Annotated in this window: 8 protein-coding genes and 1 pseudogene; 6 read left to right on the top strand and 3 right to left on the bottom strand. The window is 62.4% G+C overall.

The window, feature by feature from the left end; genetic code table 11:
* Positions 1–44: 44 nt before the first annotated feature.
* Both ACSQ9I_RS31150 and rraA read right to left on the bottom strand, forming a co-directional pair.
* Positions 45–722, bottom strand: coding sequence for a glutathione S-transferase family protein (locus ACSQ9I_RS31150; RefSeq protein WP_436315944.1), 678 nt, complete (start codon positions 720–722; stop codon positions 45–47).
* A 46-nt stretch (positions 723–768) separates the two neighbouring features.
* On the bottom strand, positions 769–1,314 hold the full coding sequence (rraA, locus tag ACSQ9I_RS31145; RefSeq protein ID WP_436315943.1) for a ribonuclease E activity regulator RraA: 546 nt from the start codon (positions 1,312–1,314) through the stop codon (positions 769–771).
* Between the two features lie 206 nt (positions 1,315–1,520).
* Here rraA and ACSQ9I_RS31140 point away from each other — a divergent pair, with 206 nt between their 5' ends.
* From ACSQ9I_RS31140 to ACSQ9I_RS31115, 6 genes and pseudogenes are all read left to right on the top strand, one after another.
* On the top strand, positions 1,521–3,488 hold the full coding sequence (locus ACSQ9I_RS31140) for an aconitase family protein (RefSeq protein WP_436315942.1): 1,968 nt from the start codon (positions 1,521–1,523) through the stop codon (positions 3,486–3,488).
* Positions 3,478–4,230 (top strand): Crp/Fnr family transcriptional regulator, encoded by a 753-nt coding sequence (locus ACSQ9I_RS31135; RefSeq protein WP_436315941.1) that lies wholly within the window; start codon positions 3,478–3,480, stop codon positions 4,228–4,230. Before ACSQ9I_RS31140 ends, ACSQ9I_RS31135 begins: the two co-directional genes overlap by 11 nt.
* Positions 4,231–4,277: 47 nt before the next feature.
* Complete coding sequence (locus ACSQ9I_RS31130) at positions 4,278–5,165, top strand: LysR family transcriptional regulator (RefSeq protein ID WP_309972494.1); 888 nt, start codon at positions 4,278–4,280, stop codon at positions 5,163–5,165.
* 224 nt (positions 5,166–5,389) lie between these two features.
* Positions 5,390–6,379, top strand: coding sequence for a Bug family tripartite tricarboxylate transporter substrate binding protein (locus ACSQ9I_RS31125; RefSeq protein WP_436315940.1), 990 nt, complete (start codon positions 5,390–5,392; stop codon positions 6,377–6,379).
* A gap of 21 nt (positions 6,380–6,400) precedes the next feature.
* A pseudogene (locus tag ACSQ9I_RS31120) lies at positions 6,401–9,926 on the top strand (indolepyruvate ferredoxin oxidoreductase family protein).
* Positions 9,927–9,935: 9 nt separating this feature from the next.
* Complete coding sequence (locus tag ACSQ9I_RS31115) at positions 9,936–11,120, top strand: acetyl-CoA C-acyltransferase family protein (RefSeq protein ID WP_436315939.1); 1,185 nt, start codon at positions 9,936–9,938, stop codon at positions 11,118–11,120.
* 269 nt (positions 11,121–11,389) lie between these two features.
* Here the strand turns inward: ACSQ9I_RS31115 and ACSQ9I_RS31110 are convergent, their stop codons facing one another.
* Complete coding sequence (locus tag ACSQ9I_RS31110) at positions 11,390–11,929, bottom strand: cupin domain-containing protein (RefSeq protein WP_436315938.1); 540 nt, start codon at positions 11,927–11,929, stop codon at positions 11,390–11,392.
* Positions 11,930–11,948: the final 19 nt, after the last annotated feature.

Genomic DNA, 11,948 nt, shown 5'->3' with positions numbered 1-11,948 from the left:
GATCCAGCATCTTCCTTCCAGGCGCGTAAGACCGGTATTGGCAGTCAACGACGATCGGGCCTGATGTCGGGTGCGGGGGTCAAGGAGACACCTTGCGCCTCGGCGGCCCTTGATTGCGCACCCATTGCGGCCTTGAAACCCGGCCGCGCCTCCAGGCGCTTCCAGTAGGCAGCCACCGAGGGCGTAAAGCGCTCCGCCATGCCCAGGTGCTCGGCCAGCAGCAACGCATAGCCGACCGACACGTCCGCTGCGGTGAAGCGGCCCGCACACAGGTACTCGCGCTCGGCGAGCAGCGGCTCCAGCGTTCGCAAGCGCGCCAGGAACCACTTGGCATAGTCGTCAGCCACCTGTGGCTGCTTGCGCTCTCCCGACTCGAAGTGCGCGTAACGCAACACGAGCGTTTGCGGAAAGGTCAAGGTCGCCTCGCCGAAGTGAAGGTAGTTGAGGTACGGCCCGAAGTCCGGCTCGTCGCGGGTTACATCCAGCTGGCCCGCCGAGAATCGCGCGGCCAGGTACTGGCAGATCGCGGCCGATTCGGTCATCCGCATCGTGCCCTCGGACAGCATCGGCACCGTCCCGAGGGGGTTGACCTCGAGGAACTGCCGCGACAGCACGCGCGGCGGAAAGGGCAGCATCTTGAGTTCGTAGGAAAGCCCGATCTCTTCGAGCATCCAGAGAGGCCTGAACGAGCGTGCGCTGACGCAATGGTGAAGGGTGATCATGTGAGGGACGTCTGGTATATCGAGTGCTCAGACCGCTTTTCCAGTTTCACTTTGGGGCTGATCCAGTGACGTACCCAGCTGTCGCAGCAATTGCATCAGCAACGTTGATGTTCGATTCCGTCAGGCCCTGCGGAAGCACGATCACCCCGTCTTCATCCGCAATCAACCGTGCACCAGGGGAGAATGTGATCCCGCCGAAGTGAACCGGGAGGTCTATTTCGCCCCTTCCACCCATGTCGGCCCGGCGAGGGATCGTTCCGAGCGCTTTTACCCCGATGTCCATCTCGTCGATCTCCGCTCGATCGCGAATCAAGCCATTGACGACGACACCGGCCCACCCGTTGCGAGTCGCGAGGCCGGCCATGACGTCTCCAAACAATGCACGCCATTCCAAGCCACCTGCGTCGATGACGAGCACTTGTCCGTTCCCGGCTTGGTTGACCAGGACGCGAAGTGCGCTGATCCCATCCGTGTATCGCGCCGTACGGATGTCGCCCGCAAACGCGCGTCTTCGGCCGAATCCCACAAACGGAAGCGCGCAGGCCTGCGCCTGATCGCAGGCGTCGCAAAGGTCGATTGTTTTGATGCTCACGCGGACATGGTAGGTCCGCAAAGTCGCTGACGGATACCGCATTCGGCGATAGCCCCGATGCCGTTCGAGCACTCACGTCTGCAGCGCGGGCGCCGAGGCTGCCCTCCGTCCTCCGGGCGCTATGCCAAGCCGCGATAGCCCCCGTGACGCATCAGCACTACATACGCGGGAGCTGTGCCGCCTAGAGTTCCCACGAGGTTCAATCCATGACGACCATCCAACTCAATTCGCGCATCCTTTTCCTGAGCGACGATCCCAATGCGGTCGAGCGGCAACTCCAAGGTGAAAACTTGGCCTTGGTTGAGGCCGGCGCGCTCCGCGACAACATTTCAACGGACGAGATCACCCCGGCAACGGTAGGCACAGTCTGGGACGAACGACTCGGCCGTTATCCCTACACGGGCTTCGTGTCGGGGGGGCTCTATCCCATCGGAACCGATGCGGTAAAGAACGGCGGATTCGCTGTCACTGTCGCCGGCAAGCGCTACGGCAAGGGTTCCTCGCGCGAGCACAGTCCCAGGGCGGAACACACAGCAGGCATTCGTCTGATCATTGCGGAGAGCTTCGAACGCATCTATCGCCAGAATGCGGACAATCTCGGCCTGTTCACGTCCACCGACTTCAGTCTCGTCGAACGAATACAGCAGGGCGAACCGATCGACATCGAAGAGCTGGTGGCCTCGCGCGACGCTCAGGCGGCGGCGATCCTGCGCCATGGTGGTTTGCTGCGTTATGGGCGCGCGCGGATGAAGATGATCAGCCTGCCGCCAGCGGATACCGCAACCGCTGGCCCCCGAACGCTTGTCGAGAAGATCATCGCGAAGCACCTCGCCGTGACCGGGGACAGCCGCGCAAGTCTGAAGGCGGGCAGCGGCGCCTTCGTTCGGCCGGACTGGCGCTTTCTCATCGAGTACTACACGCCGATGTGCGCGCACATGCTGCACGCGGAGTTCGGCCGGCCACTGCAGTTGCACGATGCGCCGAGCGTAAGGCTGTTCGAGGACCACACCTCCTATGTTCACCGCAGCATCGCCCACGCCCGCGCTGGACTGGTGCCCGCAATTCAAAACGTCGCTCGTGAACATCGCAAGTTCGGCGAGGAGTACGGCTTGATTTCCCACGGCCTGTTGGCAGATGGCGTTGGCAGCGAAGGCATTTCGCACCCGATGATGTCCGAGCGCTATGCGCTACCCGGCCAGATCGTTGTCGGCACCGATTCGCACACCACTCACAGCGGTGCGCTCGGCTGCATTGCCTTCGGTGTCGGCAGCACCGAGATGGCCAACGCGCTTGTCACCGGATTGGTTCGGATCACCGTCCCTGCGTCCCTGCGAATCGAACTTGCGGGCCGACTGGCCGCAGGGGTGAGCGCCAAGGACGTCGTCCTGCACTTGCTGGCCGACCCTCGCATCCAGGCCGGTTCCGGGGTCGGCAAGGTGTTTGAATTCACCGGTCCGGTGATCGCTCAGCTTTCCACCGACGAGCGGGCCACCTTGACGAACATGACCGCGGAGCTCGGCGGCTTCACCGGCATCGTTGCTCCCGACCAGGAAACCGTGCGATTCTTGCGCGAACGCCGGGGTATCGATTTCCAGTTGGAGGACTGGATGCACAGCGACCCCGGAGCGTCCTACGCGGAAATCATCCAGATCGACTGTTCCACGCTCGCGCCCATGGTGGCGCGTCCCGGCGATCCAGGTAACGGCGTCCCTGTCAGTGAGTTGGGGGACCGCCCCAAGGTCGACATCGCCTACGGCGGTTCATGCACGGGCGGCAAGCGCGAAGACTTCGATGCGTATCACCAGGTACTTTCGTGGGCCGTAGAACGCGGTCTGCGCGTGCACGCGGACGTGAAGCTCTATCTCCAGTTCGGCACGATCGATGTTCGCGATTACTGCGTGAAGAAGGGCTATCTCCATGTCTTCGAACGCGCGGGCGCCGAGATGCTGCAGCCGTCCTGCGGCGCCTGCGTCAACGGGGGGCCCGGAACGTCGGGGCGAGCGGACGAGATCACGATCAGCGCCATCAATCGCAACTTTCCTGGGCGATGCGGTCCGGGAAAAGTCTGGCTCGCGAGTCCCGCCACAGTAGCGGCGAGCGCGATTGCGGGCGAGATCGCGGCTTTTTCGGAGGTGCAGGCCCGTGCTGACGAAGGATCCTTGCATGCCGGCTGAGCAGGCATGCCCTCGGCGCCCGGGGGCCAAGCTGAGCCTCCGCAATCAAGAGCGCGAAGCGATCACCACCGATCCTTGGTTCTCTGCGCTCTCGGCCAGCCTTCGTCACGACATCCTGCGACGTGCAGAGGTGCGCCACTATCCTGACGCGAGTGTGATCTGCCGGCGTGGTGATCCTGCCGATGCGTGGCTTGCGGTGCTGGCCGGTTCGGTACGCATCGGATCGCACTCACCCAATGACAGGCAGATCACTCTGCGCTATGTTGAGCCGGGCGTGTGGTTCGGTGAAGTCGAGATGTTCGATATGAAGGGCCGCCCCTACGACTTTCTGGCCCATGGAGACACTACTTTGCTGTGTGTGGGACGTGAGGACGTGCAGCAGATCCTGGTCGATCATCCTGAATTCTGTATCGCGCTGCTGCGTCTTCAATCGCAACGCGCACGGCAGCTTTATCGCCTCGTCGAGGATCTGAATACCAAGTCCTTGCGGGCCCGGATTGCAAAGCATCTTTCGCAACTTGCGCGCACGTACGGGGAGCCAGCGAACACAGACGGCCCGGAGGTCCGGATCGGCTTGCGTCTGCGGCAGGCCGAGCTTGCCGATTTGATAGGTTGCTCGCGGCAGAGGCTCAATCAGGAGCTGAAGCTGATGGAGAGGGACCAGACAATCAGCGTTGAAGCGGGGGGCGTGGTCGTGCGTAACGACCACGCGCTGCGGCGGATCTACGAGCACGCGTCGTGATCGTCGTCTCTGGGCGACAATGCAGTAACCCAGCCCAGCATCGGAACATGCGCCGCGTCGATCCCCTCAGCCTTCAATTGTTCCTTGCCGCCGCACGTGAGGGCTCGATCAAGCGTGCCGCGGATGCCGAGCACATCGCGCAATCTGCGCTGAGCCGGCGCATCGCCGACCTTGAGCACGCGCTGGGAGTACAGCTCCTGAGTCGCTCCCCTCTCGGCGTCACCCTCACGGAAGCCGGCCAACGAGCGTACGCCCTCGGTGAAAAACTCGATGCCGACTTCCAATCGTTTGCGCGAGAGGTGCAGGCGTTGAGCGGAGAAGTCGCCGGTACGGTGCGTCTCTTTGCCAACCTCTCCTCGATAGTTGGATTTCTTCCCGAGCGACTCCATGCCTTCAAGGTCGAGCATCCGAACGTGGAAATCGTGCTGCAGGAGCGTTCGTCAAGCGAGTGCATCCGAGCCTGCCTGGACGACCGTGCGGATGTGGCGATTTGCCTCTCAGGCGCAGCCACGCCGCCTGCACTTGAGTCCTGGCATTTTGCTGACGATCCGCTGATTGTGATCCTGCCGCCGAATCATCCGTTGACCAAGCAACGCGCGATTCGTTTCGCGGAGCTGCTGCGTCACCCGATCGTGCGCATCCAGTCCGGTGGAGCGGGCGACAGCTTTGTTCAAGAGCAGGCTGAAAAGCTCCGGATGCCCTATATGCCGGTTGTTGCGGTCAGCAGCTACGAAGCCGCCTGCCGTATGGTGGAGGTCGGCATGGGGGTCGCAATCATGACCGGCAGCGCGTTGCGAGCGCTCGCGGGCACAAAACGCTTCGTGCGACGCCCGCTCGACGAGCCGTGGAAGGACCGGGAACTACGCGTGTTCGCGCTGAAGAAATCAAGCCGGCTCCGGGCGGTGGACGCCATGATCGCTGCGCTGCGCGGCTGACCTTCGCACGCGATTTCTGCTCGGCCCGAACCATCTGCGTCCGGGCTGCTGAGCGGCTTGGTGCAAGGGTATCGCGTACCGACATATCCCTTCTGACGCAAGAGCACTTCGCCCATCGGCGGCATCGCACCTAAAGTGCCTCGAGCGAGCATCGCTCCACAAGAACTGCCAGGCGGCGCCACCGCTGAGGCAGTCGCACTTCCGCCAATCCCACGGAGACACCCATGCGCCTTTCATTGCTTCTCGGCCGCAGCGCCGCAATCGCCCTTTCACTGCTGAGCATCAACGCCGCGTTCTCGCCGGCGCAGGCTCAATCAAGCGAGAACAGGCCACTGCGCCTGATCGTTCCCAACCAGGCAGGATCCGGCGTGGACGCCGTGGCTCGTTCCATGAGCAGCGCCCTGACTGCTGCGTTCGGGCGACCAATCGTCATCGAGAACGTGCCCGGAAGTGGCGGCCTGATAGGGACGCAGCAGATCGTGCGTGCCCCAAAGGACGGTTCGGTACTGGGCATGGTGTCCTCCAATCACGTCATCAATCCCTTCATCTACAAGCACGTACCGTTCGACGCCATCAAGGACATCACGCCGATCTCCGTGATCGCATCTTCCCCTCTCGTGCTCGTGGTGAACACTGAGACGGTCAGGGCAAAGACCACGCGCGAGTTCATTGCCGAACTGAAGGCCAGTCCCAAGAAGTTCTCCTACGGTTCTGCCGGCAATGGGACCGTCCTGCACTTGGCTGCGGAGTATTTCCTCAGCGAGGCAGGCGTCCAGGCCCTGCACATCCCATACAAGGGCACGGGCAACATGATCACCGACATCATCGGCGGGCAGGTCCATCTCGGCATGTTGCCGCTGGCGGTCGCGGCCCCTCAGATCAAGGCCGGGAAGCTGCGCGCTCTTGCGGTGAGTACTTCATCGCGCAGCCCGGCACTGCCCGACGTCCCAACAGTGGCTGAAAGCGGCATTCCGAACTTCGAGTTCGACAGCTGGGTCGCGATCATCGGCCCTGCAGGTTTGCCACCCGCCGTGATCGCGAGCACGTACCAGAAGCTCAAGGATGCACTGGCAACGAAGGAGATTCACGACAGCTTTGCAGCGCAAGGCTTCACGTCAATGACGACCACACCCGAGCAGACGCAGCCTTTCTTGATCTCCGAACTTGAGAAGCACGGAAAGCTCGTGAAGCGCTCCGGTGCCACGGCCGACTGATCTCGAACAATCCCTACCCCTATGCAAGGTATTGATGGCATGAGCACCACCGTTTCCCTCAATGACAAGTACGAGCTGCCGAAGGGCCGAGTGTTCATGACTGGCACGCAAGCACTGGTGCGTCTGCTGATGGTGCAAAAGGCGCGCGACGAAGCGGAGGGCCTGAAGACCGGCGGCTTCGTCTCTGGCTACCGCGGATCGCCGCTCGGCTCCGTCGACCAAGAGCTCTGGAAGGCGAAGAAACTTCTCGAGAAGAACAACGTCACGTTCAACCCCGGGCTCAACGAAGAGCTTGCCGCGACATCGGTGTGGGGTTCGCAGATGGTCGCCATGGATCCGAAGGCCACGGTGGAGGGCGTCTTCGCCATGTGGTACGGGAAGGGTCCGGGTGTGGATCGCAGCGGCGACGTTTTCAAGCACGCGAACATCGCCGGCACATCGAGATTCGGTGGTGTGTTGGCGATCGCGGGCGACGACCATACCTGCAAGTCATCCACCCTGCCGCATCAGAGTGAGCAAGCCTTTATCGCCGCGGCGATGCCCGTGCTCAATCCTTCGGGCGTGCGTGAGTTCCTGGAATTCGGTTTGCACGGCTGGGCGATGTCACGGTACTCGGGCTGCTGGATCGGCTTCAAGGCCGTCAGCGAAACGATCGAGACCACCTCATCCTTCGAGATCGACCCGATGGCGATCGAGACAAAGGTGCCGAACAATCAGCAGATCCAGCCGGGTTCGCTCTCGATCCGGTGGCCGGACCCTCCCATGGAGCAGGAAGCGCGGCTGTTGCGCGACAAGCTTCAGGCCGTGCTCGAGTACGTTCGGCTGAACGGATTGAACCGGCAGGAGTGGAAAGTTCCGAACGCCAAACTGGGCATCGTGACTACGGGCAAAAAGCTACCTGGACACGCGTGAAGCGCTGTCGTTACTCGGCATCGACGAGGCCGGCGCCAAATCCCTTGGGCTGCGCCTGTTGAAGATCGGCATGAGCTGGCCGCTCGAACCTGTCTGCGTGACCGAATTTGCCGAAGGCTTGGTCGAGATCTTCGTCGTGGAGGAGAAGCGAGGCGTGATCGAGTCGCAAATCAAAGAACAGCTCTACAACGCACCGGCCGATAGCCGCCCGCGCGTTGTCGGCAAAGCTGACGGTGAAGGGGAGTGGGTCCGCTCCCCAAACGGATTTTTGCTGCCCCCGAATGGCGAACTCACCCCGGCCCTGATCGCCAAAGTCATTGCGCAGCGTCTGCTACAAGTGCTCGGCGCAGGTGCACTGCCGCAGTCGGCAACAGCGGTCTTGGCCAATGCTGGATGCGCGGCAGCCCTCGACCCGACGCTTCCGCAGCGGCTGCCGTTCTTCTGCTCGGGTTGCCCGCACAACACCTCGACCAAGCTCCCCGAGGGGTCGCGCGCCGGTGCCGGGATCGGCTGTCACGCGATGGCGATGATGATGGACCGCAACACCGGCAACATCACGCAGATGGGCGGTGAAGGGGCCGCCTGGATCGGCCATGCACCGTTCACTACCGAGGGGCATATCTTTCAGAACCTTGGCGATGGCACCTACAGCCACTCTGGTTCGCTGGCGCTGCGCGCCGCGATTGCCGCGGGCGTCAACATCACCTACAAGATTCTCGCGAATGACGCGGTGGCGATGACGGGCGGGCAACCTGTCGAAGGGAGCCTGAGCGCCATCCAGATCCTGCAGCAGGTTGCAGCCGAGGGTGTCAAGAACTTGCACTTGGTGTCCGATGATCCTGCGTCCTGGCAGGCCTTGGGAGGCTTGCCAGCGGGCATCGTCGTCAGCCATCGGGACCGGCTTGACGAGGTGCAGCGTCAGTTGCGGGACACGTCGGGCGTTTCGGTCATCGTCTACGCGCAAACCTGCGCCGCCGAAAAGCGGCGCCGGCGCAAGAAGAAGGAGATGGTCGATCCGCCGAGGCGCATGGTGATCAACGAGGAAGTGTGCGAAGGCTGCGGCGACTGCGGTGTGCAGTCGAACTGCGTCTCCATCGTGCCGCTCGAAACGCCGCTCGGCCGCAAGCGAACCATCGACCAGAGCTCGTGCAACAAGGACTATTCCTGCGTCAAAGGCTTCTGTCCCAGCTTCGTGACCGTCGAGGGCGGTGCTGTTCGCAAGGCTTCCAAGTCCAAGAATGCATTGCCTGCAGACTTGCCCCAACCTGTCGTTCCGCCGCTCGACCAGCCGTACAACGTATTGATCACCGGCGTGGGTGGAACCGGAGTCGTCACCATCGGTGCACTCATGGGGATGGCAGCTCACATCGAAGGCAAGGGCGTCATCATCCTTGACATGGCGGGCCTGGCGCAGAAAGGCGGTGCGGTGATGTCGCATGTGCGTTTGGCCGCGAAGCCCGACGCACTGCATGGTGCGCGAATCGGCCAGAAGCAGGTGGATCTGCTGCTGGCCTGTGATCTCATGGTCGCTGCAAGCAAGGAAGCGCTGTTCGCATCCGGCACCGAGCGAACTCACGCCGTGGTGAACACCCATGTCGCGCCTACCGGCGGCTTCACGAAGAACCTGGATTGGCAGGCTCGTCCCGAAGAGTTGCTGCAGCAGTTGAAAGCTGGGGTGAAGCAGATTACGACGATCGACGCGTCTCGCCTTGCGACCAAGCTGTTGGGCGACGCAGTGGCGACGAATGTCTTCATGCTGGGGTTCGCGTGGCAGTCGGGCCGAATCCCCCTTTCCGAGGCATCGCTGCTCCGTGCGATTGAACTCAACGGCGCCGCCGTGGCAATGAATACCGCGGCGTTTGCTTGGGGGCGGCAAGCTGCCCTGGAGTTGGACAAGGTGCGTGCGGCTGCGGGCATGGACACTGCGCAAGTGATGCTGCTGCCGCAGCGCACCCTGTCATTGGAAACTGTAGTTGCCGATCGCAAAGCGCGGCTTTCCGGCTACCAAAACGATAGGTACGCACAACATTTCGAGGCTCGCGTTCGAGAACTTGCGGCACTGGAGAAAGCCACATTGGGCGGTGACCGCGTGGCTCGCGAGGTCGCCGCAAGCCTCTACAAGTTGATGGCGTACAAGGACGAGTACGAGGTGGCCCGCCTCTACACGGACAGCGGGTTCTTTGAGCGCATCGACCGCGAGTTCGAGGGGGACTACAAGCTGCACTTTCACTTGGCACCGCCGCTCTTGGCCAAGAGTGACGGCAATGGACGTTTGCTGAAGAAGGCATACGGACCATGGGTGGCAGCCGCTTTCCGGTGGCTCGCCAAGGGCAAGGTCCTGCGGGGCACCGTTTTCGACGTATTCGGCTACACGGCGGAGCGCCGCAGCGAGCGTGCCGAGATTGCGCGTTACCTCGGGCAGATGCGGCAGGTGCTCGCCGAGGCGCGGCCCGAACAGACTGCAACTCTTCTGGAACTCGCGAGGCTGCCGCAGACCATGCGCGGCTATGGGCATGTGAAAGAGGCGAACGTGAACGCTGCGCGCAGGCGCGAGGCTTACCTTCTTGAACAGCTGCATCAGCCGGTCGCAGCGAAGGATGCACAAGTCCAGGACCGTGAAGTCCAGGTTGTTTGAGGGAACGACATGAAGAACCAAGATGTATTCGTCGTCGGTGCCGTCCGCACTGCCATCGGCAGCTTCGGCGGATCGCTGAAGGAAATTCCGCTTTCGCACTTGGCGACCACGGCGGTCAAGGCCGCACTGGAGCGTAGCGGGGTCGATCCTGAAAGCGTCGGCCATGTCGTGATGGGCAACGTCATACCCACTGAACCGCGCGACGCTTATCTTTCGCGCGTTGCCGCGGTCGAAGCCGGCATCCCGCATCAGACCCCGGCGTTCAATGTCAATCGTCTCTGCGGATCCGGCTTGCAGGCCATCATCTCGGCCGCGCAGACGCTTCTGCTTGGAGAAGCGTCGATTGCCGTGGCCGGAGGCGCCGAATCCATGAGTCGAGGGCCCTACCTGCTGGCTGCTGCCCGCTGGGGCGGCCGGATGGGAGACATCCAGGCGACGGACTACATGATGGGCGTTCTGCACGACCCGTTCCATCGGATCCACATGGGGATCACGGCGGAGAACGTTGCTGACCGAGCTGCGATCACACGCGAGATGCAGGACGAACTGGCGCTGGAAAGCCAAGTGCGGGCTGCCCGCGCCGTTGCCGAAGGCTGGTTCAGGTCACAGATCGTTGCCATCGACGTCCCGAGCAGGAAAGGAACGGTGATCTTCGATACTGACGAACACGTGCGCGGCGGCACCACCCTCGAGCAACTTGCAAAGATGAAACCCGCGTTCAAGGAGAACGGGACTGTCACGGCCGGCAACGCGTCCGGTATCAATGACGGTGCTTCCGCCGTGGTGCTGGCTACTGAGAATGCCCTCCGGCAGGGAGGGTTGAAGCCTTTGGCACGACTCGTGAGCTATGCGCATGCGGGCGTGGATCCCAGATATATGGGGCTCGGCCCTGTCCCTGCGACTCACTTGGCACTGCAGCGGGCGGGATTGACCGTAGACGACCTTGACGTCATCGAATCGAATGAGGCGTTTGCGGCGCAGGCTTGTGCGGTGAGTCGGGCCCTTCATTTCGACCTGGCGAAGGTCAACCCCAACGGATCGGGCATTTCGCTCGGACATCCCGTGGGAGCGACCGGCTCCATCATTGCCACCAAAGCCGTCCATGAGCTGCGGCGCATTGGCGGAAGGTACGCGCTGGCTACGATGTGTATCGGTGGCGGACAGGGCATTGCGGCAATCTTCGAGCGAGTGTGAGCATTGCAGGCTGGAACGCTCGTAGACGGAGGCCGGTAGCCAACAGCCCGCCCCTCAACGAGTTTCCCAACCTCCAATGGATTCTTCGGCTCGTACCCCCGACTTGACAGAGTCGCGCGGTGGGTTTCATTTGGGTGAACGGCGGCTTTGGAATTGTGGCTATGTCGGCTTGGGGCCCACTCCTGCCATCCACACTCGATCGACGAGGGGCAGCTATGCGAGCGAAAGCGGTCGAAGAGGTCAGCGCTACGATTCGGATTGAACGGCTATCAGGGGCGCTTTGCCCCCACGAGGACAAACAGCATGGTCGCCGGCTTGTCGCTCTTATTGCGCCAGGCGTGGCGTGTGCCGTTTTGGATGACCACATCGCGCGGCGCCAGCTTCTTCGTGGCGCCATCATCGAGCTCAAGGTGTAGTTCACCCTCGATCAGTACGCCGTAGTCGACGGAATCGGTGGTATGCATGCCGGGGTGGTCCATCTCGAACCTCTCTGCAAGGCCGGGTAGTACCTGCATGTACTCGGCACCCGCGGCTGCTGGATCGAATCCAGGACTCTGCATCACAGCGTCGGGAGGGAAGGTGATAAACATCAGGTTCGTGCCGCCTGGTGGGGGAGCCCAGGAACGGGCAGAGACCGTCGGGTCGCCTTCCGTCGCGGGCACTGAAGCGTCGGGCGAGGTCTCCCACAACAGCGACGTGGCGAAACCCGGAACATTCTTGAACTCGGTCGTCCGAGACGCGGCGGAATCCTTCAGGAAGATGGACTTGCCGGTCTGATCGTGGCCGGTGACGATGCGTCGGATGTGCATGTTGTTCTCCTCGTTGGCC

Origin of the sequence: Variovorax sp. LjRoot84 (genome assembly GCF_964254305.1) — a bacterium.
In the GTDB taxonomy this organism is placed as follows: Bacteria; Pseudomonadota; Gammaproteobacteria; order Burkholderiales; family Burkholderiaceae_C; genus Variovorax.
The sequence above is the reverse complement of the archived record's forward strand: the minus strand, read 5'-3'. Positions and strand labels throughout refer to the sequence as shown.